The sequence below is a fragment of the Bordetella genomosp. 9 genome (genome assembly GCF_002261425.1).
Classification (GTDB): domain Bacteria; phylum Pseudomonadota; class Gammaproteobacteria; order Burkholderiales; family Burkholderiaceae_B; genus Bordetella_C.
Window position 1 is genome coordinate 676,820 of sequence record NZ_NEVJ01000002.1, and the last position, 19,833, is coordinate 696,652.

Annotated in this window: 29 protein-coding genes; 14 read left to right on the plus strand and 15 right to left on the minus strand. The window is 63.9% G+C overall.

Annotated elements, in window-relative coordinates; translation table 11 throughout:
• Positions 1–15: 15 nt before the first annotated feature.
• The 5 genes from CAL26_RS09070 to CAL26_RS09090 all read left to right on the plus strand — a co-directional run bounded on the left by CAL26_RS09070 (position 16) and on the right by CAL26_RS09090 (position 4,438).
• Positions 16–1,239: a uroporphyrinogen-III C-methyltransferase gene (locus CAL26_RS09070; protein ID WP_094846555.1), complete on the plus strand. Its 1,224-nt coding sequence runs from the start codon at positions 16–18 to the stop codon at positions 1,237–1,239.
• A 3-nt stretch (positions 1,240–1,242) separates the two neighbouring features.
• On the plus strand, positions 1,243–2,865 hold the full coding sequence (locus CAL26_RS09075) for a heme biosynthesis HemY N-terminal domain-containing protein (RefSeq protein WP_094846556.1): 1,623 nt from the start codon (positions 1,243–1,245) through the stop codon (positions 2,863–2,865).
• A gap of 26 nt (positions 2,866–2,891) precedes the next feature.
• Positions 2,892–3,428, plus strand: a complete 537-nt coding sequence (gene ppa / locus CAL26_RS09080; RefSeq protein ID WP_094846557.1) for an inorganic diphosphatase — start codon at positions 2,892–2,894, stop codon at positions 3,426–3,428.
• A 136-nt stretch (positions 3,429–3,564) separates the two neighbouring features.
• Positions 3,565–4,260: a fumarylacetoacetate hydrolase family protein gene (locus tag CAL26_RS09085; RefSeq protein ID WP_094846558.1), complete on the plus strand. Its 696-nt coding sequence runs from the start codon at positions 3,565–3,567 to the stop codon at positions 4,258–4,260.
• A 46-nt stretch (positions 4,261–4,306) separates the two neighbouring features.
• Positions 4,307–4,438 carry an entericidin A/B family lipoprotein gene (locus tag CAL26_RS09090; RefSeq protein ID WP_066347456.1) on the plus strand — a complete coding sequence of 44 codons (132 nt, stop codon included), beginning with the start codon at positions 4,307–4,309 and terminating at the stop codon, positions 4,436–4,438.
• Between the two features lie 337 nt (positions 4,439–4,775).
• On the opposite strand, the gene CAL26_RS09095 is transcribed toward CAL26_RS09090, so the two are convergent.
• From CAL26_RS09095 to CAL26_RS09110, 4 genes are read right to left on the minus strand one after another with little or no spacing between them, the layout of a single operon-like run.
• Positions 4,776–5,744 (minus strand): tyrosine-type recombinase/integrase, encoded by a 969-nt coding sequence (locus CAL26_RS09095; protein ID WP_094846559.1) that lies wholly within the window; start codon positions 5,742–5,744, stop codon positions 4,776–4,778.
• Positions 5,671–5,901 (minus strand): DUF4224 domain-containing protein, encoded by a 231-nt coding sequence (locus tag CAL26_RS28855; protein ID WP_143277376.1) that lies wholly within the window; start codon positions 5,899–5,901, stop codon positions 5,671–5,673. Before CAL26_RS28855 ends, CAL26_RS09095 begins: the two co-directional genes overlap by 74 nt.
• Positions 5,898–6,218, minus strand: coding sequence for a hypothetical protein (locus CAL26_RS09105; RefSeq protein ID WP_094846561.1), 321 nt, complete (start codon positions 6,216–6,218; stop codon positions 5,898–5,900). The genes CAL26_RS28855 and CAL26_RS09105 overlap by 4 nt, the downstream gene beginning before the upstream one ends.
• Positions 6,208–6,450 (minus strand): hypothetical protein, encoded by a 243-nt coding sequence (locus CAL26_RS09110; RefSeq protein WP_143277377.1) that lies wholly within the window; start codon positions 6,448–6,450, stop codon positions 6,208–6,210. The genes CAL26_RS09105 and CAL26_RS09110 overlap by 11 nt, the downstream gene beginning before the upstream one ends.
• A 125-nt stretch (positions 6,451–6,575) precedes the next feature.
• Between CAL26_RS09110 and CAL26_RS09115 the strand changes: the two genes are divergently transcribed.
• Positions 6,576–7,262 (plus strand): GIY-YIG nuclease family protein, encoded by a 687-nt coding sequence (locus tag CAL26_RS09115; RefSeq protein ID WP_094846563.1) that lies wholly within the window; start codon positions 6,576–6,578, stop codon positions 7,260–7,262.
• A gap of 31 nt (positions 7,263–7,293) precedes the next feature.
• On the opposite strand, the gene CAL26_RS09120 is transcribed toward CAL26_RS09115, so the two are convergent.
• A complete protein-coding gene (locus CAL26_RS09120; RefSeq protein WP_094846564.1) occupies positions 7,294–9,207 on the minus strand; it encodes a DNA cytosine methyltransferase in 1,914 nt (637 codons plus the stop codon).
• A 119-nt stretch (positions 9,208–9,326) separates the two neighbouring features.
• On the opposite strand from CAL26_RS09120, the gene CAL26_RS09125 reads away from it, so the two are divergent.
• Together CAL26_RS09125 and CAL26_RS09130 are read left to right on the plus strand one after the other, a co-directional pair.
• Entirely contained in the window at positions 9,327–9,560 is a 234-nt protein-coding gene (locus tag CAL26_RS09125; protein WP_094846565.1) for a hypothetical protein, read from the plus strand.
• A 63-nt stretch (positions 9,561–9,623) separates the two neighbouring features.
• On the plus strand, positions 9,624–10,166 hold the full coding sequence (locus CAL26_RS09130; RefSeq protein WP_094846566.1) for a hypothetical protein: 543 nt from the start codon (positions 9,624–9,626) through the stop codon (positions 10,164–10,166).
• Here the strand turns inward: CAL26_RS09130 and CAL26_RS09135 are convergent.
• From CAL26_RS09135 to CAL26_RS28860, 10 genes are all read right to left on the minus strand, one after another.
• Positions 10,163–10,837, minus strand: a complete 675-nt coding sequence (locus tag CAL26_RS09135) for a hypothetical protein (protein WP_094846567.1) — start codon at positions 10,835–10,837, stop codon at positions 10,163–10,165. The genes CAL26_RS09130 and CAL26_RS09135 overlap by 4 nt on opposite strands.
• A 2-nt stretch (positions 10,838–10,839) precedes the next feature.
• Positions 10,840–11,178: a hypothetical protein gene (locus CAL26_RS09140; RefSeq protein ID WP_143277378.1), complete on the minus strand. Its 339-nt coding sequence runs from the start codon at positions 11,176–11,178 to the stop codon at positions 10,840–10,842.
• A gap of 83 nt (positions 11,179–11,261) precedes the next feature.
• Entirely contained in the window at positions 11,262–12,098 is an 837-nt protein-coding gene (locus tag CAL26_RS09145; RefSeq protein WP_094846569.1) for a ParB/RepB/Spo0J family partition protein, read from the minus strand.
• Positions 12,099–12,640: 542 nt separating this feature from the next.
• On the minus strand, positions 12,641–13,303 hold the full coding sequence (locus CAL26_RS09150; protein ID WP_094846570.1) for a hypothetical protein: 663 nt from the start codon (positions 13,301–13,303) through the stop codon (positions 12,641–12,643).
• The gene (locus tag CAL26_RS09155; RefSeq protein WP_094846571.1) at positions 13,300–14,190 is read right to left on the minus strand and encodes a DUF2303 family protein; all 891 of its coding nucleotides are present in this window, start codon (positions 14,188–14,190) and stop codon (positions 13,300–13,302) included. The genes CAL26_RS09150 and CAL26_RS09155 overlap by 4 nt, the downstream gene beginning before the upstream one ends.
• Positions 14,191–14,535: a hypothetical protein gene (locus CAL26_RS09160; protein WP_094846572.1), complete on the minus strand. Its 345-nt coding sequence runs from the start codon at positions 14,533–14,535 to the stop codon at positions 14,191–14,193.
• 24 nt (positions 14,536–14,559) lie between these two features.
• The gene (locus CAL26_RS09165) at positions 14,560–14,766 is read right to left on the minus strand and encodes a hypothetical protein (protein ID WP_066660912.1); all 207 of its coding nucleotides are present in this window, start codon (positions 14,764–14,766) and stop codon (positions 14,560–14,562) included.
• A gap of 2 nt (positions 14,767–14,768) precedes the next feature.
• Positions 14,769–15,041, minus strand: coding sequence for a hypothetical protein (locus CAL26_RS09170; protein ID WP_094846573.1), 273 nt, complete (start codon positions 15,039–15,041; stop codon positions 14,769–14,771).
• A 2-nt stretch (positions 15,042–15,043) separates the two neighbouring features.
• On the minus strand, positions 15,044–15,304 hold the full coding sequence (locus CAL26_RS09175; protein WP_094846574.1) for a hypothetical protein: 261 nt from the start codon (positions 15,302–15,304) through the stop codon (positions 15,044–15,046).
• A gap of 195 nt (positions 15,305–15,499) precedes the next feature.
• Positions 15,500–15,901: a helix-turn-helix domain-containing protein gene (locus tag CAL26_RS28860; protein ID WP_143277380.1), complete on the minus strand. Its 402-nt coding sequence runs from the start codon at positions 15,899–15,901 to the stop codon at positions 15,500–15,502.
• Positions 15,902–15,918: 17 nt separating this feature from the next.
• Between CAL26_RS28860 and CAL26_RS28865 the strand changes: the two genes are divergently transcribed.
• The 6 genes from CAL26_RS28865 to CAL26_RS28590 all read left to right on the plus strand — a co-directional run bounded on the left by CAL26_RS28865 (position 15,919) and on the right by CAL26_RS28590 (position 19,826).
• The gene (locus CAL26_RS28865) at positions 15,919–16,131 is read left to right on the plus strand and encodes a helix-turn-helix domain-containing protein (RefSeq protein ID WP_066660906.1); all 213 of its coding nucleotides are present in this window, start codon (positions 15,919–15,921) and stop codon (positions 16,129–16,131) included.
• 73 nt (positions 16,132–16,204) lie between these two features.
• Positions 16,205–16,651 (plus strand): phage regulatory CII family protein, encoded by a 447-nt coding sequence (locus CAL26_RS09185; RefSeq protein WP_066660905.1) that lies wholly within the window; start codon positions 16,205–16,207, stop codon positions 16,649–16,651.
• Positions 16,652–17,659: 1,008 nt separating this feature from the next.
• Complete coding sequence (locus tag CAL26_RS09195) at positions 17,660–18,133, plus strand: hypothetical protein (RefSeq protein WP_143277381.1); 474 nt, start codon at positions 17,660–17,662, stop codon at positions 18,131–18,133.
• Complete coding sequence (locus CAL26_RS09200; RefSeq protein ID WP_094846577.1) at positions 18,133–18,537, plus strand: hypothetical protein; 405 nt, start codon at positions 18,133–18,135, stop codon at positions 18,535–18,537. The genes CAL26_RS09195 and CAL26_RS09200 overlap by 1 nt, the downstream gene beginning before the upstream one ends.
• 419 nt (positions 18,538–18,956) lie before the next feature.
• Entirely contained in the window at positions 18,957–19,136 is a 180-nt protein-coding gene (locus tag CAL26_RS28585) for an HNH endonuclease (RefSeq protein WP_232338165.1), read from the plus strand.
• Positions 19,137–19,325: 189 nt separating this feature from the next.
• Complete coding sequence (locus CAL26_RS28590) at positions 19,326–19,826, plus strand: P27 family phage terminase small subunit (protein WP_094846578.1); 501 nt, start codon at positions 19,326–19,328, stop codon at positions 19,824–19,826.
• Positions 19,827–19,833 lie beyond the last annotated feature (7 nt).

A 19,833-nucleotide genomic window follows, 5' to 3' on the forward strand; every position in this document is an offset into this window, starting at 1 on the left:
AATACAATCGCCTCCATGACAGAAAAGATTCCTGCCACTGGTCCGGCCGCGATGCCGGCCGCCTCCAGCGATCCGGCATCTGCCGACGTCCATCCCACCGCCTCGAAAGCGCCGCCATCGAGCCCCCGGGCGCCGCGCGGCGCCCGCAAGGGCGGGGCTTCGCCCCTGGTCGCCACCCTGGTTGTCGTGACATTGCTGGCGCTGGTCCTGGTGGCCGCGCTGTGGATGCAGCGGCAGCAGTTCCTGGCCGCCGGTCGTGAAGTCGCCACCCGCCTGGACAGCCTGAATACGACGCTGGGCCAGACCCGTTCGGAAACCCGCCAGGCGCTGGCGCTGGCGCAGCAACAGAGCGACAAGGTCGCCGCCCTGGAATCCACCCTCCAGGAAACCCAGAGCCAGTACACGGCCCTGCAGCAGGCGTGGCAGGACTTCAATGAGAACGTCAGCGACGATGTCCTGATCAACGACGTCGATCGCCTGTTGACCATCGCCGACCAGCAACTGCGCCTGGGCGGCAGCGTCAGCAACGCCATCGTCGCGATGGAGACGGCGCAATCCCGCCTGGCGCGCGCCGCGCGGCCGCGCTATGCCAGCCTGCAGCAGACCATCAACGGCGACCTGGATCGCCTGCGCGCGGTCAAGACCATCGACGTGCCGGTCCAGGCGGGCCGTATCGAACGGCTGGTGAACCTGGTCGGCAAGGCGCCCCTGCTGGTGCCGGACGCCGCCTCGGCGAACAACGCCGCGCCCGTGGCCCCGGCGTCCACGGATACGCCGCCGGCCGCCGCGCCCGCCCAGCCCGATGTCCCCGCCGATGCCGCCTGGTGGCAGCGCTGGCGCGCCGAAATCGCGTCCTGGCCTGGCCGCGCCGGCAGCGCGCTGACGCACGAACTGGGCGACCTGGTGCGTGTGCAGCGGGTCGACGAACCGGCGGCATTGCTGCTGTCCACCGAGCAGGCGGATCAGCTGCGTTCCACGCTGCGCCAACGGCTGCTGACGGTGCAGCTGGCGCTGTTGATGCGCCAGCCCGCCATCTGGAAAAGCGAGCTCGACACCATCACCCGCACGCTCGACACCTATTACGATCGCCGCTCGCCCGATACGCTGGCGGCGCTGGGCCTGACGCGCGAGCTCTCCCAGGTGCAGGTCGCGACGCCCATGCCCGATCTGTCGGACAGCCTGGGAGCCATCGCCGCGCTGCGCGCGGATGGCGCCAGCGCCGTCAAGGGACGGGACTGATCCATGCGCGCCTGGTTCTGGACGTTGTTGCTCGCGGTCGTCGCCGTCGCGGTGGCCGTGGTGCTGCGGGCGCATCCCGGCAATGTGTTGCTGCTGGTCTGGCCCTATCGGATCGAACTGTCGCTGACGCTCGCGGTGTTGCTGCTGGTCGCGCTGTTCGTCGCCATTTACGTGGGTTTGCGCCTGCTGGCGTGGCTGCTGGCCATCCCGGATCGCATGCGCGCCTGGCGTGGCCGCCGGGCGCAGGCCCGCGATCATGAACTGCTGGAGCGCGGCTGGATCGGCCTGCTGGAAGGCCGCTACGCGCACGCCGAAAAGGATCTGGTCAAGCTGCTGGACCAGACCAAGGCGCGCAACCGCCGCGTGCTGGCCGCCCTGTCGGCGGCGCGCGCGGCGCAGGGCCTGGGCGAATTCGTGCGGCGTGACGTCATGCTGGATCGCGCGCGCGAAGAGGCGGGCAGCGACCCTGGGCTGATCGAAGCCGTGGCGACCGTCAACGCGGACCTGCTGCTCGAGCAAGGCCAGCCGGAACGGGCGCTGGAAGTGCTGGCGCCGCTCCAGGATGGCGGCGCCCGGCATCTGCACACCTTGCGCCTGTTGCTGCGGGCCGAACGTGCGCTGGGCCATCACGAACGCGTATTCACCCTGGCGCGCGGCCTGTCGCGCCGCGGCGCGCTGGCACGCGACGACGCCGCGCGCATCATCGACGTTTCCGGCGCCGCGCGCCTGCGCGCTGCGGATGGTGACGCCTGGCGCGCGATCTGGAAGGATCTCAAGGCCGAGGAACGCCTGCTGCCGGATATCGCGCTGGCGGGCGCGGCCGCCTTCGAAGCAGCCGGCGAAGCCGACGAGGCCGCCCGCATATTGGAAACGGCCATCGCGCAGGGCTTCGACCCTCGCCTGTTGAACGCCTATTCGCGCTGCGACGCCCAGCAGGTTCCCCGCCGCCTGGAGCGCGCCGAAAAATGGCTGCAGCAGCGTCCGGCGGATCCCGACGTGCTGACCGCGCTGGGCATGCTTTGCCTGACCGGCCAGCTTTGGGGCCAGGCGGAACGCTATCTGCGCCGCGCCGTCGAACGGCGCGCCGATGCGCGCACCCATGCGCTGCTGGGCAGCCTGTACGACCGCCTGGATCGCCAGGGCGACGCCATCCGGCATTGGCGGCTGGCCACGGCTGCGGGGATCGCGCTACCCGTACTGGCGGGCGACGAAGCCTTGCCGCCCGCCGATACGGACGCGGACCCGTCGCGCGTGGATCCCGAAAGCGGCTTCCTCTCGGACGCGGCGGATGCGCCGGCGCCCGCGAGCAGGCTGGTGCACGATCCGCTGCCCGACGAAGCGCCCGTGGCGGACTACGTGCTCGATCCCGACGCGCGTGGACATGCGCGGCCCCTGCTGGCCGATCCGGCGCCGTCGGCACCATCCCCCGTGTCCGCGCCGCTGGCGGCTGAATCGCCGGCCGACCTGGAAGACTACTTCGATAGCGCGCCGCTCCCCGTCACCCGTCTGGACGACGAAGATCCGCAGCCGGCCGCCCCGACCGGCGCCGCGGCGTCCAGGCGCGACGACTTCGCCGCGGATACGCCGTTCAAGCCGGGCGGCCCCGGCACCGACGGCAAGTCCTGATTCCTTTCCATCATGAAGGTTGAACCATGAGTCTCGATCACGTCCCTCCCGGCTCCAAGCTGCCGGATGAATTCAACGTCATCATCGAAATCCCCATGAACGCGGACCCGGTGAAGTACGAGGTCGACAAGGACACGGGCGCCGTGTTCGTCGACCGCTTCATGCTGACCGCCATGCACTATCCCTGCAACTACGGCTACATTCCTCAGACGCTGTCGGAAGACGGCGATCCCGCCGACGTCCTGGTGATCACGCCGTTTCCGATCCAGATCGGCTCGGTGATCCGCTGCCGCGCCCTGGGCGTGCTGGAAATGGACGACGAATCCGGGGGCGACGCCAAGCTGCTGGCCGTGCCCGTGGACAAGCTCTATCCCCCTTACCGGAACATCAAGTCCTACCAGGACCTGCCGGAAGAAGACATCCGCCGTATCCAGCACTTCTTTGAACATTACAAAGACCTGGAAAAGGGCAAATGGGTGAAGGTCAAGGGCTGGAAGGGCGTCGACGCCGCGCACGAGGAAATCACCCGCAGCGCCGAGCGTCACGCCAAGGGCGGCAAGTAGGCGTCCCTGCTTTCGACCAGACCAAAAGGGCCGGCTTGCCGGCCTTTTTGCTGCCCGCCCGCCGCGAAACGATTACACTCGCGCATGATTATTTCAGCGCCCGTCGACGGGTCGCATCTCCAACGAGGTCAACAGCATGGACTACGTTTTGCCCCCTCAGCCCGCCATGGCCGTTCCGGTAGCGGGAACCAGCGCCTTGTTTCCGGTTCGCCGCGTGTATTGCGTTGGACGCAATTACGCTGAGCATGCCAAGGAGATGGGCTTCACCGGACGCGAAGATCCGTTCTTCTTCTGCAAGCCGGCCGATGCGATCATCGCCGTGCGGGATGGCGAAACGGGCAAGATGCCCTATCCCTCGAAGACCTCGAACCTGCACTACGAAATGGAACTGGTCGTGGCCATCGGCAAGGCCGGCAAGGACATCCCGGTCGAAAAGGCGAACGAGCACATCTGGGGCTATGCGCTGGGCCTGGACATGACGCGCCGCGACCTGCAGGGCGAAGCGAAGAAGCTGGGCCGTCCCTGGGAAGTGGGCAAGGCCTTCGACCAATCGGCTCCCCTGGGTCCCATCCATCCCGTGGCCAAGACCGGCATCATGGAAAAAGCCGACATCTGGCTGGACGTGAACGGCACGCGCAAGCAGGGCAGCAACATCAGCGAACTGATCTGGAATATCCCGGAAAGCATCGCCTACCTGTCCGGCCTGTTCGAGTTGCAGCCTGGCGATCTGATCTTTACCGGCACGCCTGAAGGCGTGGGCGCCGTGGTCAAGAACGACCTGATGGTGGGTGGTGTTGCGGGTCTGGGCGAGCTGCGCGTCCAGGTGGTGTGAACGATCGCTGCCGCGCAAGGCAGGATCAGATGAAGGAGAGCAAACCATGCGCTCGAAGATGATGCTGACGACGTTGGTGGTCTTTGCGATGGTTTTGGCAGGTTGCAATACGGTTGCCGGCGCGGGCAAGGACCTGCAGCGCGCTGGCAACGCCATCACCAACGCCGCGGAGAAGTAAGCCTCGCGTCGCCGTGCCTGGCATGACGCCGCCTTCGGGCGGCGTTTTTCGTTGGGCGCGCCTGTCCGGGACTGTCGTCCGTGCCGCGCGGGATCGGCCGTGTGATGTTTCGATCCAGCTCGGCATGTACGAATAGGCGCCGCCACCGGCGATGCGCACACTGGACGCCTACCTGATCCACGGAGGCATCCATGCGCAAACATCAGCGGCTGCAGCGCGGCCAGGGCATGACCGAATACATGACAGTTTCTGAGACCCGCGTATTTATTGGCTTTGCGGGGTGGTCCTGTCTAAAAATCCAACAGGTGTCTAAAACCGCCTGTCCAAAACTGGATGTCTATCCAGCTTTCTTCCGCGGGCTGGCGACTACCTTGGCGCTCTTGTCGCGGAGGTAGATCCGGGTCGTTCGGCGGTCCGTATGGCCCAGCAGGGCGGTGGGGTCGATGCCCTGACGCTCGGCTTCGGTGCCCGACATGGCGCGCAAGTCGTGCAGGGTGACGTTCTCGACGCCGGCCTTGCCTGCGGCCAGCTTGAATGCCCGCCAAACGTTCGGATGGGCCCGCAGGCGCCCGCGGCGGCCGGCCAGAATGTACGTCATGGCCTGCACTTGGCCAACGGTTTTCTTGGCCCGCTCAATGGCTTCTCGAAGCTCCGGCGTCCAGCCGACGATCAGCTTCTTGCCGGTCTTCTGCTGCTCGATGAAGACGCCTTCCTCCTGCAGGTGGCCACGCTCGATCTTGAGCACGTCGCCGATCCGCTGGCCGGTGAGGTAACAGAGGTCCATGACGCACTGCAACCAGGGCGCCGAGTGCTGGTAGATCGCCGCGTATTCCTGGTCGCTGATGAGCCGGTCGCGGGACCGTTGCTTGAACCGCTGCACGCTGACGGTGGGGTCGGCCTGCACCAGCTCTCGGTCCAGGGCCCAGCGGAAGACCAGCCGCAGGACCGTCAGCATGCGATTGGCGATCGCCTGCCGGTCCTTGAAGCCGTCCATCATCTGGACGATGTCGCCGTGCCTGACCTGCTCGGGCCGGAAGTCGGCGAAAACCTCCTTCAGCAACTGTGCACAGTGCTGGTACTGCTTGACGGTCGCCGGCGCGCGCCCGTCCGTGACTGCCGGCAGAGCCTTGTCAATGAGGGCTACCATGCCGTCCTTTGGGGCGGCCACCAGCCGGGCGTATTCCGTCAGGGCCTGGTGCAGGTCGCCGCCCAGGCGCTGCCATTTCCCTTGCTTAACGAGATAGTAGGCGCCGTGCTTCTGGTAAACGCACGCGGGGAGGTGTCGGTCCTTGGTTCTTGTTCGCATAGCCCAACGCGGCTTCCATGGCGGCCCGGAGCACGACAGGTGTGCCGTCCGGCCGGATCTTGAAGGGGATGCCCAGCTGCTTAAGGGCGTCACATTGTGCCCCTTTCCGCGAGCGGTGCGTCAATTCGGTGATTTCCTCGGGGGTGAGCGTGATCACGGGTTTCCCCCTGGAACCTCCGGCCCGCCGGCCGCCACAGACCCGCGGTGGACCAGGCAGGATGATCCGGAGGTCGCCGGCGGCGTCCCCTCGGGCTGGCCGGGTTCACCTCCTAGCGCAGCGGCAGCGCTCAGATCGGCAATGGCCTGCGCATATCCCGCCTGATAGCCATCCCACGACGATTGCACGTAGGGGTTGCTGTAGTCGCCCGCCGTATTCCGCGCTCGCACTGCGCCCTTGTCCCAGGCTTCGAACTTCTGGCGTAGGTCGGCTGGCGCCGCCTTCGCCGCTCTCCTGAGCAGGTCGTTAGCGTCCATCGCCGGGCTCCTTCGCCAGTTTCGCTGCGCGCCGAAGTTCCTTGATGAAGACCTCCAGCATGTAGACCGGCACGTTGATGCGGTTGTCGCCGTTGGAGATCCAGATCTCCGCCTGGTGGCCGTAGTGACCAATGCAGACTGCCGGGCCGTAGTGTTCGTCCATGGTGGGGTCAGGCGGCATCGTGAGGGCGGCGGTGCAGGTTTCGCCCACGCTGAATTTAACGAGTCCCATGGTCATCTCCCTGTTCTGCGGCACGCTGGGCGCGGGTGGACGGAAAAGGGGCGGCAGGAACATGTTTTCGCTTGGCAGATTTCTTATTCATAACCTACTCTGCTGGCTTTTGAGTGGAGGAAGGGATGGACATCGCTTTCGAACCAACAAATTCATTTTGCTATCGCTTCGCGCGCTACAAGGCGCTGCCTGAAATACTGCAACAGCCTGAAGTTGCCTCAGGTGACCAATTTAGACTCATCGAGTTTGTGCGCGCGGTTACGGACAAATACCTCACCGATGAACAACAGTCGGCGACCTTCGAGCGGCCTCGAGCCGGCGGGTCCGTGTCTGTCGGGAAGACGATCCGTTTCTATGTCCCATTCATTGCGAAAAATACAGGGCAGTTGATCAACCTGGGCGCCGGACTTTTCCGAATCCCTGGTGACGAGGAAGATGACCTCGAAGAGGCAGAACTTGAAGGTGAGGAACTAGCCGGTGAGACCGCCGAAGAAAGCACCTTGGCCGGAACGCTATATGCCTTCACATTCCCCATGCTGATGCGCGACGGCGCGCCATTCCCCATCAAGATAGGGCTCGCTTCAGGGGATGCCGAAAAGCGGGTCGCGGACCAGTGTCGAAAGTCGGCCGCGTTCGAGAATCCGCGCATATTGGGAACCTGGCCTGCAAAGCGGGTGCGGGCGTTGGAACTCGCAGTCCACAACACATTGAAGATCCGCGGCCGTTGGCGCGAGAATGTGCCAGGCCTTGAGTGGTTTGATACGACGATCGATGAGGTTGACTCGATCGTCAGATTCATCGAAGAGCGATAGCCCCACACGTGACTGAGAAGCGAGATCGTGGTCATGCGGCGATCTTCCGTGTTTTGGCTTCCTTAGGCGTCCAAGCGGCAAGATCGGGCACGTTCGCGCGTGCCAGCGCGGCGGCGAGCGGCGGGCAGACGCTGTTGCCGCACATGCGCACCTGGGCGTGCTTTGGAAGCCGGCGGCCGTTGATGGTCGGGGCGATGATGTAGTCGGCGGGGAAGCCCTGGGCTGCATACAGCTCGTGCGGCTCCAGCATCCGCATGCCGATGTCGGCGATGACATATTCCTCGCCTGCGACCGTCACCAGACCGATGCGGTCCTTGGTGGGGATGGTGTGCATCGGGTCGCGGCAGTCCTGATCCTGGCCGCCTTCGCTGTAGTACTTCACCAGGAAGGCGCGCACGTCGGCGACATGGCTGCCGCCGGCGGTCAGCGTAGGCATGGGCTGTTCTGTAGCGTGGCCGAACTGGTTGTTGTGCACCTTCGCCAGGTGCGAAGTCACAATGCAGGTGTCCGCCTTGGCGGTCACCGTCTGCGCCGGCTCTCCAGCATCGCGCGGCCGGCTCTGGCCGGCGCGGCCACCGCAGCCGACCAGTTGCGCGGCGACCAAGGCGTGATGGTCCACCGTCGTGGCCGTATGGGCCGGGCCATCCAGCGGCGCGCCGGGCCCGTCGTAGTTGCCGCCATAGTGCTTGGCCAGGAAAGCCGATACCAAAGCATGCTTGATGCCGCCGGCGACCACCGTGCCGAGCGGCTTGTCCAGGTACAGTGCCCGCGGTGCCTGTCCGGGGGCTTCGCCGTACCCCGCCTGCACAAGGGTCGGCGCGACCATGGCGAAGTGGCCGCCGCGGACCTCGGCGCATTGGGTGCGCAGCGGCGTGCCGGCGTCGAAGTTGCGCTGCGTCGAGCCGTTTGCATGCTCGGTCAGGAATGGGGCGATGATGCCCAGCGCGTGCGGAGCGCCGGCGGGATTCTCCTTGGGGCCTGCCGTAATGTTCGGCATCGGTTCGCCCAGGTCGGCACCGGTCGATCCGGTCCGGAACTTCGTGATGTGAGGCGCAACCACGTGCCGATGGTTCTCCGTCGTCAGGGCGCCAAACGGGCGATTCGTCGGCACAGGCTTCCCCGAATAGACCGGGCCGCCGGCGCCGACGATGAAGGGCTCCGCCGCGTCGATGACATAACGCCGGATGCCGCGCGCGATACGTTTCAGCGTCGCCTCGGCAAGCGGCCGCTGGCGCTCGAAGATGGACGGGCAGGGGATGGACCAGTCAATGCAGTCCGCCGCGGTCCGCCAGGGCTTGCTCAGGCCAGCCAGGACCTCGGGCGACGTCGGCGCGCCGTGCGTCGGCTCAGGCCAGACGATCGGCTGACCATCGCATCGCGCGATCAGAAACAGGCGCTTGCGGATGGTCGGCGCGCCGTAGTCGCAGGCGCGCAGCTCGCGGTGTTCGACGGCGTATCCCTTTTCCTGCAATTGGCGGATGAATGATCGGAACGTTTTGCCCTTTCGCGTCGGGCACGGCTGACCGTTATCAAGCAGCGGGCCCCAGGTGCGGAACTCCTCGACGTTCTCCAGCATGATGACGCGCGGCCGCACTAGGGCAGCCCAGCGCAGCACGATCCACGCCAAGCCACGTATGCGCTTGTCGCGGGGCTTGCCGCCCTTGGCCTTGCTGAAGTGCTTGCAGTCGGGGCTGAACCACGCCAGCCCAACGGGCCGTCCCTGGGTCGCCTCCAGCGGATCTACATCCCATACGGATTCGCAGTAGTGGCGCGTCTGCGGGTGGTTGATCTCGTGCATCGCCACGGCCTCGGGGTCGTGGTTGATCGCGATATCGACGCAGCGGCCAAGGGCCATTTCGATGCCGGTGGATGCTCCGCCGCCGCCGGCGAAGTTGTCCACGATAATCTCCGGGTGAACGTCCAGGACAAACTGGTCGCGGATCATGATGCGGCTTCCTCCTGCCCCGGAAACGGCACATCGCGCCCGGGCTTCTGCCTGCGCTTCCTGCTGTTGCGACTCATCGCCGCGCCGCAGTACGATTCCCGATCAACAGGGAGCGCAACATGCTGGAAGGAACCTATCGGTCCGAGTCGGGGCGCGATATCGAATACCAGGTGGAATTCACGATCGAGGGCAGTAACATTGTCTGGAAGGGCCGCGCACGGCTTCACTGCACCGTCTGGACGGATATTCCGGGCGGCGTCGATAAGAGCTTCGATCCCGGATTCGTTGCCGAGGAAGTGCATGCCTTGATGCATGCGGCCATTGAAGATCGGTTGCGCGGCGAGGCGGGGTAGGGTGTTGCGGGGCATGGAGGGGGAGCGGTACGATCGGCGCCGGTTCAACCTTGGGAGAGGGGAATGACCGCGTTCGAAACAGCCATCCAAGTCAGCGGCGCTGCGGCCAACTGGGCCTCCGCCATCGCCACCGGAGCGGCGTCGATCATCGCGCTCTGGCTTGGAACGGCGGACGCGAGACGTCGCGCAAATGAGAGCCGACTGATGGGCGATACGGTCCGCGCTTTGCTTGAGCTCGAATTGCATGCGGTGGCCGTGGCTGCAGAGAAATTGCCGGCCGCGCTCGCACGCATCCGGAGCGATCCGCCCGGAAGCCGGAATGACGACGGGCACATCGCGTTTCTCCGCTTCACGGCCAGTCGATTGTTGACTCCTGCAGCGCAAGCGAATTTCGCTCAACTGATTCATCTTGGTGAGCGTGAGTCGAAATTGGTCGCCGCTATCGTCGGCGAGACGGTCAGACTCAAACGAACTCTGGAAGATTGGACCGAGCACTATGCAAACATGGACAGGCGCGAGCTGGTGATCGATAGCATCGAAGAAAGAGCGGTCGACATAGCTCAGGCCATCCGGCTGTTGCCGTGGGCCGCGAAGGAGACGGCTTAGCACCTTTTGACCCTCCCGAACTCCACCACCCACACCCAGGGATTGTCTTCCCAGGAGCCTGCCCCGTTGATATCCCGCCAGAGATTGCGGAAGTCATCTATCGAAGCGGAATGTGGAAAGCTGCACCCGCACGGCTCTGGCTCGCCGCAGCTAAGACAACCCCGGACCGGAATTCCCTCGGCGTGAGCGTCGGCTGGCGTTATTTGCTGCAACCGCTCCACGCGTACTCCGGTAATATCCAACGTGATGCGGCTTGCCCAGCGTGGCATGTGGATGCCAGGACGCAGCTTGCCAGGAGCAGTGATAGTGGGCGGCGTGTCGAATCCGATCCACGCCCCGGCGCGGGCGCCGTCGGCCTCAAACTGGGTCGGTGCCCATGGCGTGCTGTACCCGGCGTCAAGCGCTTTCTCGCCTACGTCGCTAGGCGAAAGGCGGTCCAGGCTTGCGGCGAATCGGAACGCCTCACGCACCCACAGGCGGTCGCCGGGATAGCCGTATGGGCTGTTTCGATATTCCCCACGATTGATCTCGCCGGCCAGCTCACACGGTGCCAACGGGCAGCCGATATCGCGGTCCATCATCGACTTCACAACCCGGCGCGTCTGGGTCTTCGTGTCGGCCAGGATTGCCCGGATCATGGGAGCACTGAACAGAATGGGGCGGTCGCGCATGACTATGCTGCCTCCTGCATTTTTTCGTCTTCTATTCGGTCCAGACGCTTCATCGCAAGATATAGGTCAGTCACGCTCAACCGGCCGAGTAGGGAGTCCATGGAATTGATGGCAACGCGAATCGGCGCCGACTCGTGTTCGGACAGCTTCAGTCCGGCCTCGACCTTGCGCAGCACTTGGTTCAGCGCCGAAGCCCCGCCCGCGATCAGCCTTGCCTCGTGCTGATGCCGAAAGTCGTTTTCGAGCGCCAAGCCCACAATGTTGAAGATTCGCGACAGGTTGTTGAACGCCTCGCTGTTGGGCTGGTTATCGAGGCACCACAGCGAGGTGTGCAGTAGCATGGAGAACTCGTCGCGGAGCGGCGCGCATACTGGGATGCGCTTAAGCATTGCCCTGTGTCGCCGGGCTTGGCGGTGGCGGTTGCTCATGGTGCGTCCTGAGCGGTGGCGGCAAGGCGGGGCAGGGTGGGCTCTAGCCCCAGCACCCAACGAAGGGCATGCAACGCCTCACCAGTCGACCCTTCGATCGCTTGTGTGATTTCCTTCTTGGTGCGTGCCTTTGGCTTGTTGCTGTCGATGACCTTGGCCTGGCGTCGGGCCCGCTCGTGGGGCTTGACTCCTTCGCCAGCCGCGATCAGTTCGGCGACTTTGGCGCGCTGTTCCTCGGGCGACATCCGCGCGAGTGCTTTGGCATGGGCCAGCCGGATCTTGCCGGCGTCGACGGCGTTCTGGACGGCGGCGCAGCATTCGAGTAGCTGAAGCGATTCTCGGACGGTCTGTGGCTTGACGCCGAAAAGAATCGCGATGTCCTCTTCGGAACGCCCGAGGGAGAGTTGTTTTGCCATCTTTTCCGCGCGAGAGATTGGTGTTTCCTGCTGTCGGATAGCGTTCTCGCTGGCTGTTGCAGCGGACAGCACAAGGGCGCGTTCCCGCAGGCTCAATTTGCGGACAAAGCCCGGGATCAGCCGCACCGCCTCTCCGCGCTCACGACGTCGGCGGTTCGCTTCACGGCAGTTCTTCACCCGCTGCCGGCCAGTCACGACCTCGATATCGCCAGTTTCCGGATTTTTGGTGACTTCTATCGGTACCAGGACGCCCTGATAATCGATATTGCGCACCATGTTTTCATCGAGCGGCAGATGCACGCGCGAGTCGTACAGTGGATTGGCCTCGTCCGTGACAAGCACCAGCTCGTCAGGATCGAATGAGAGTAGGTTTCCTTTGCCCTTGGCGCCGTAGGCATCAATGCTGTTCTTTGCCATGATTTCCTCTCGCTATTTATCGAGATAAGGGAGTGAATCACCGAAGTCGGTGTTGCTGGGGATGCTGCTGGCTATAGACTTGACGGGAGGCTGGCATGCCGCTGCCCTTGCCCCATTCAGGCGAAGCGCGCTCGAAAGGGTAAGCGGGGTATGAGGGTGCGGAAGGCGCGGCGGAACAACTTGAAGGGGGGCTGCCGCAGGCGCAGACTGCCTTTGTGCCTGGCGGGCTTGGGCCGCATTGCGTCTGGCGTGAGCTTGCTTCCAACGGCCGTACGCGCCTGTCGGGGTCGTCGCCTTCCCGTTGACACCATGCCCGATGCAGGTCCAAGCCCTCCCCGTGTTTTCGAGCTCGACGGTGAATCCATCCGCGTGCGCGCGGGCGAGAGCAGTCTGAGCAAGTGCCTGGGGCCCGCCGTTCTCATTGACGTAGATGTTTCTCGCACGGTGCGCCGTGATGCCAATCGCCGCGGCAATTTCTGGGAATGTCTGCCCCTCCTCACGGCGGCGCACGATTTCGGCGTTGCGGTCTGCCTTACGCGTGCTCATAGTTGCGCCTGCGGAATCTCTGCGGTCGGGCGGCCACGCGTGCACAAGTCATGAACTTCGCGCATGAGCGCCGCAATGTCGCCATCGTTATGTACGACATGGGCCGGCGATATCGCTTCAAGTTCGATCTCGCTGCGATGATTACCTGGGATTTGGTCGGCGACAGCGCGCCGGACGCGCCACACCTCGCCCCGCATGTGCTTGATGAACGAAGCCTCGTTCGAAAAGCGGACGTCGGTGACGACTATCCGGCGTACGCCCCGCCGCATCAGTGAATCGATGGCGTCATGGGCCAGCAGAGTCCAGTATTCTTCGCCATCCAAGGCGCGCCGGTACTCAGTCGCCCACCACCGCATGATCTGGCGGGGAGACCGCGGCGCGGATATGCACACACCGGCGGATGCCATCAGGTGGATGAATCGCGCATCGTCGGACCGGCCGATGGCCAATGCATGTGTGAGCTGCTCTTTTGTGATCCGGTTGCTGAGATCGCGGGGGTCTACACCGAACGAACGCGAAATTTCAGCCCGCAATGCATCGGCGAATGCAATCTTCGAAAAGCCGTAGGCGGCTGCCATGAGGTCGGCGCATGTGTCCTTGCCGGCGCCCGCGCGCCCGCATAGTCCAATCAGCCGAAAGCCATTGCGGGTTGAGGTCATTGGCCGAGCGTCCCGAAGAGCGGGGTGATACCCGTTTTTTCCGCGATCTGAGCCAGAACTTCGTCCACCGCATGGTCAACCAGCCGGTCTGGGCGGACCAGGTCATACCAGAGCGCCAGGGTGCCGGAGGCTTGGCGATATCGGAGCTTCGCTTCAAGCGGATAAGCGTCGCCGCGCCAGAATGGAGCCAGGCCCAGGCGGAACCGCTCGAAGGCCTGCATGCGAGTCACTGTCGCATCGTCGTCCTTGTCGGTGTACTCCAGCTGTATGCCGCCTGACTGCAGCCGAACATTGGACCGGATGCGCTTGTCCGATGACGCCTCAAACGCCAGCGCCATCTGCAACATTTCTCCCCCGGTTGGGAATCCGGCGCCGCCATCGGTGTCCGAGCCAGCGAAGCAGTGGATGTTGTCCTCGATAAACGAGGCGAACTCGACCTGGGACATCTTCTCGCCGTTCTTTCCCATCCAGGTTTTCCATTCGGGGCTGGCGGCGGGCGTGAACACTGCACGGAAGTCCTGCCACCCGGGGCTGGTGTCCGGGGCCCCGAACTCATGGTCATTGAATACGGCGGTGACGATAAGCGGCGTAGCCGCGTTCGCGGCATCCACCTTGACGTAGATCTGGGTCTGCGGCTCCTTGTGCTGCAGGACGTACTGCACGAACGAGTCGACAGTCCGCAATTGAACCGTTCCCCGCTTACGTGGCGGCGTAGCTGCAAGTGCGGCTAGCGCGACGTCGGTTTCAAGGCGATAGCCGTGCGGGACCGCGAAAAGGCGGCCGAAGTCCGTCTCGGCGATTTCTTCGGGCCTTTGGGCCAGCCGCGCAGCAGTCTCGGCAATGTTGGGGTCGGCAATGGATGTCAATTCGCCGTTGGGGTTGGGCATTTACTGTCCTCCGATGGAGCGTAGGGTGGCGCTGCCGGCTTGCGGCAGCTGCTTGAGATCGAGGGCTTGCTGTCGCGGATCGCTCGGCGATAGTCGGCCCTCGGGGGTGGGGTACATCAGGGTGGTGAGCGGTGCTTCTTCGGGCTCGACTGTCGTGATCTTGTCGAGGATCTCCAAGGCGCCCGAGCGGCTGACCTTCCTGATCGTCAGTTGCAGCGTCAGCTTTCCGGCTTTACCGGTAGCGTCCACTGCCTGCACGACTGAAGCGAGGCTGCTTTGCAGGTCGGCAAGGAGGCAGCCCGCGCGCAGGTGCCCCAGGGTTTCTTCGATGGTGGGCGAAGACATGGTGGTCCTTTTGAGAGAGGTAAATCAGTCGCTGTCGCCGGCCTGGGCGCGCTTGACGTCAAAGCGTGGCCGAAGAATGGTCGGGCGACGTTGAAGGTCGGGGAGCACAGCGGCAGTGTTTTGGAGCGCGATGCGAAGCGCGGGGAATCGAAGCGCCGCGTCCAGGTCGCCCGTGCATCGGGCGGCCCGCATGGCCTCTTGGAGCGCTTCGCGGGTGACCTGGGAGGACATCGTTATCTCCGCGCGGAGAGAACTGCCGCGTCGAATACCGGTGCGATGACGGAATCGCCATCGGCATTCATTGAAAGGCACCCGTATTGGCCGGTGGAAGCGCGTCGCCAGAGCGTTGCGTGCGTTCCGCAGCTGCGCGCCATCATTGACTCCCGCTTCTGGTCGTAGGCACGGAACAATTTGGCGTCCCGGGCGCCGACGACTTGCCCCGCAACGAAACTTGCGCCGACAAGTGCCGCGACGAGGAGCGCTAAACCGAGTTTGTGCGCACCCATGGTCAGTTGCGCTCCTGACCCTGGCGGACCAACTCGTTGAAAGAGTGCGGAGCGCCTTGTGTGCTGGAGGGGTCCGCGATGACAAGGAGCTTCGCGTAATGCGAGCGCTGCTCGCGGCGGCCTTCCAAGTAGGACTCCAGGGCAACCCTGTATTCGCGGACCGTGAGCACGCCGAAATGGCTGGCCGCCCAGCGCTCGAAGTCCTCGTGCTCGGAACTTTGGTCTGGACGGGTGGTTGCTGCGTTGTCGGTTGCTGTTTTCACACCGTATCTCCATGTGCTGTGGTCAGGCGACATGGAAATAATACGGATGTATTTTTACCTGGTCAATACAAAAGTATTTTTGGCGGGCGCAGGTCCGTTGCCCTATGCGGTCAGGTCTTTGTCCAGAACTCGGGATTTGTCCAAATAACGCGGTCGCTCAGCCTCCACCAGCGGCCGAACCGCTGGGGCGGGGCGTCATGCCCTTTTGGCGGCGGCTATTCGCGCCAGTTTCAGGCGCACGATAGCCGCAATCTCCTCTCGGTCATCCGTAGATAACCCCGCGTAGTCCTCTGGCGTTATGTCCGCAGGAAATGGCCAGAATGGAGCCGTCTCCCCACGGCCCGTCTCTAGCCATTCTGGGCGTACACCCAGCACTGCGGCAATCCGTACCAGGTAGCGGGATCCTTCGTTCCGTCCCGCTTCTATATGTCCGATCGTGCCTTGTGACAGTCCGACGCGCTTAGCGAGGTCGCCTTGCGTCAAGCCTTTCGATTTGCGTGCCTCGCGGATTCGGTCGCCGATGGAGCTCATGTCCCGATTGTCGGGGACAGAGCTAATACATCGGTATTCAAGTTCCGGTTGCTGAGAAAAATACATAAGTATTAGAATGCGCCATGGACACGAAAGACGTCGTCGCGGAACTGCGCAGCCTGGGTAAGTCCCAGGCTGCGATTGCAGCAGAGTGCCAACTCTCCCAGGGCGCCATCTCGCACATAGAGACAGGGCGAAGGAAGGAGGTGCGGGCGAGTACGCACGCGAAGTTGATGGCGGCCCTGCGTAAAGCCCGGCAGGCGCATGCCGCTGGACTTGCCGCAAATAAACCTTAGCGGCCGCGGTTGTTCTGTTGCAGCGCATCGTAGCCGCGCTGCTCATCAGTAAATACGTTCGGAGACAGTGCACATGAACATCCTTGATGCGGCGTACGCAACGGTCCACGACTACCCCGGTGGAAGCGAGTCACTCGGGCCGCGGGTGAACGTCTCTGCCGCGGTGCTACGCAACAAGGTCAACCCGAACAACGACACCCATCACCTTACGGTGGCCGAGGCGCAACGCATAGTCGGCGTCACAGGCGATATGCGAATGATTGAGGCTTGGGCCCGCGAGCATGGCCGCGTGGTGGTCAAGGTTCCAGGCGCAGACGAGTGCGTGTCGGACATGGATGTTTTGACCGAGGTCGTATCGATGAACGTGCAGGTAGGGCACTACATGCAGGCCATTCATGCGGCGCTTGCCGACGGAAAGGTCGACAAGGCGGAGATCGCCACGATCCGAGAGAAGGCGATGGAAACTCAAGCAGAGGTCGCGCGACTGGTCGCTTGTCTCGAAGGGATGGCAGAATCGTGAGCGCTCCGCTGGTCAGTCCGAGAGAGCGAGTCGGAGGCAGGCCTCGCGGCACGCTCGGCCCCTTAGCACGCCAAATGCTCGATGCTATTGCTACTGATGGCAATACAGCGCTCGAGCTCGCACAGGCATTGCAGATCAGCGTTCGCGCGGTTCGGTACACCTGCTGCCGCCTGGAAGCCGCCGGCTTGCTGAGGGACGGCGGGCGAGTGCCCGTCGCAGGTGCTCGACGGCCCGCGATCCGCTATATGCGGCGCGACTCGCGTTTGCCGGGCATATCTTTGCCCGCCGGATTCTTCACCGCATGACGGCCGATCTTTTCGGCGCGCCTGCGCCACTTCGCCAGCCCGCCGGCAGGAAGCCGGCGACGACAGACGATAAGCGCTGGGTGCCCCCGATCAATCGAATGGTGCAATTGCCGGGTGGCCCAGCTTTCTATCACGTGGGCAGTCGGGCGCTCACGCGGGATGAGCTATACCGGCTGACGGATTTTCGCCGTGCTGAACGCGAACGTCCGGACGACGACATCATTGTCATTCTTGATTGCCATCACGAGCCAGCCAGGGTGTACCTGGTTGCGCTGCCAATAAATCATCCCTCTCGCCTCGGTGCAGACGGGCGCCCTGATCCTTTGCGTCAGCCATTCTGGAAGCACGGAGAAGTGTTGCACATCCGGCCTTCAGGTCGCGCACCTCCGTAGCTGTATTGGTAGGAAGGGGCGAAGAGGCTGAATACGCGGTTACCCCTTCCGAAATGGCTCCAAACCGGTCCCTGGGAGCAGCGTGGGTGCGAAAGGCTAGAGCGCGGGAGGGGCGTCTGTACGGACGTCGACAGTCTGGCCGACCACGGGGGCGTACACCGCTCGTGGGCCCTTCTGCATACGGTCGGCTCCGGCGCGGCAATGCAACAGGTCGAGCGCGATGGGTAGGGGGTGCTCCGCCCATCGCACCGATCTCACCAGCACAGCAATCGACATTGAACCAATGGTGTATCAGGGACACGGGGTATCTCATGAACGTTCTAAAGCTCTTCTCAGATGAAAAATCCGCGCGGGCGAAGCAATCAGACCCGGCGCCGGCGCATTCGTTCGAGCAATTTTGGGCCGCATGGCCGCGCCGGACCGCGAAACGTGCGGCGCAGAAGGCCTGGGCGCGCATGACACCAGACGAGCAGGCGCAGGCCATGGAGGCGCTGCCGCAGCATGTCAGATACTGGCGCGTCACCGGAACCGAATCGCAGTACATCCCGCACCCGGCCACTTGGCTTAACGGAGCACGTTGGGAAGATGAAATCGAGTTGCCCCAGAAGGCCGCGCCGGCACAACGAGAGTCGGGCCCTGGCTGGTGGACGTCGCACTCGCTCATGGAACGAAAGGGGCGCGATGTCGGGGTGGGGCCTGCCCGCGCGGGCGAAACGACCGACCAGTACCGTGCCCGAATTCAGCAGGCCATCGAGGAACAGGTGCGTTTTGGCAAGGTGGCGTGATGCAGCGGATCGAGTGGGTGCACCGGCGATTCGAGCAGTGGGCGCTTTGGGCCCATGGAACCGGAGGAGCCTATGGTGCGGGCGCGATGTTTAACGCGAACCGCGTGGACCAGACAGATGACGTCCGCGCCGGCATGCGTAACACGGATCCCGCGTTCAATGCTGAAGCCTTGGAGACGGATCGCGCTGTTGCACAACTGCCCGACGATTTGAAGCGGGCCGTAATCGGCGCGTACGTCTGGGAAGGCGGCATGCAGGTCGTCGCGGAAAAGCTAAAGTGCACGCGCGCGACGCTGCACCGGCGACTGTGCTGTGCGGACAGGCGTGTGGTCGAATGGATCGACGCCCGCCGGGCGAGGGAAGCGGAGCTTCGCAAGAGAGGGGTTTTTGCAACTTATACATGACCCCCCATAATCCGCTACATTCCTGCGGAGCCCGCGACCTGAGAGAGATTCAGGCGCGGGTTTTTCGTTTGGCAGTGCCCGTAGGCGCAATCGGCAGGGCTTCCCCATGAGCCCGAGTCCCCCGCTGTGGCCCGCAGTTGAATTGCGTCAGGGCTTCTAACATGCCAACTGCTCGTCCACGTCCTTGTCGACACCCGGGGTGTGGGGCATTGGTGCGCGGTGGTGGGCTTTGCCCTGTCCATGATGCCGCGCGCCAGCGATTGCAACGCGAGCAGGACCAAGCACGGGGCAGTGCGGCCGCACGTGGATACACGTCCCGGTGGCGGAAGGCAAGCCAGACTTTCCTCAAGCAAAACCCACTTTGCGTGCACTGTGCCGCAGCAGGTCGAATCGAAGAGGCGCGGCTTACGGACCATGTCGTGCCGCATCGTCTGGGCCAGGCACTGGACGCGGGCAATCAAGACCTCATCGCGGTGGCGCAGCGCCTCTTCTGGGACACGTCGAACTGGCAGGGCCTGTGCTGGTCTTGTCACTCGATCAAGACGGCGCGGGAGGACGGCGGCTTCGGGCATCCGGCCCTGCGGCGTCATGGCTATTGATGCCCAGGCGGGCGGGACACGGCGGTGCACGGACGGTAGGGGGGTTGAAAGTTCGCGAGTTCGCGACTGAGACCGTCTGCCCAGCTGCGAATTTATGGAGCGTAGTTTTAGGAGGGGGGGGGTCAAACGGTCCTCTCATCAGGATTGGCGTAAGGCGTACCTCCTTAGGTGAACGCGATAGAGGCACACATGAACGGCAACCCTCCGAACCTGACGGTGATCCCGGGTGGCGGCGGAAAGGCGCCGGCAGCTGCGGTTTCGCAAGTGCAATCGCCGGACCGGCCGCCCGGCAACATGAGCGCGGAAGAGATCGAGGTCTGGAACTACATTTGCGCGCAGCTGCGAGAGGCGGGCATTGAGCACACCACGTTCGGGCTTGCCGCGGCGATCGTCTGCAAGCTGTACGTGGCTTGGCTGCGGGCTACCGCCAAGCTTGAGAATGTAATGGCCGAAGGGGACGGCTCGTACATGGTGAAAACGCCCAACGGCTACGAGCAGCCTCACCAGGCCTTCTATGTGGCGCAGGGCCTGCGTAAAGAACTCCTGACCTATCTGCCCGAATGCTGTCTGACAATCCCATCCTTCGCGAACGTCCGAAGCAAGCTGGGCGGCGGCGGGCAGCTCGATCTGCCGTTCGGCTCCCTGGTGGGCCACGCGAACGCGGATCGAAAAAGCTACTCGCACGGATAACGCCGCT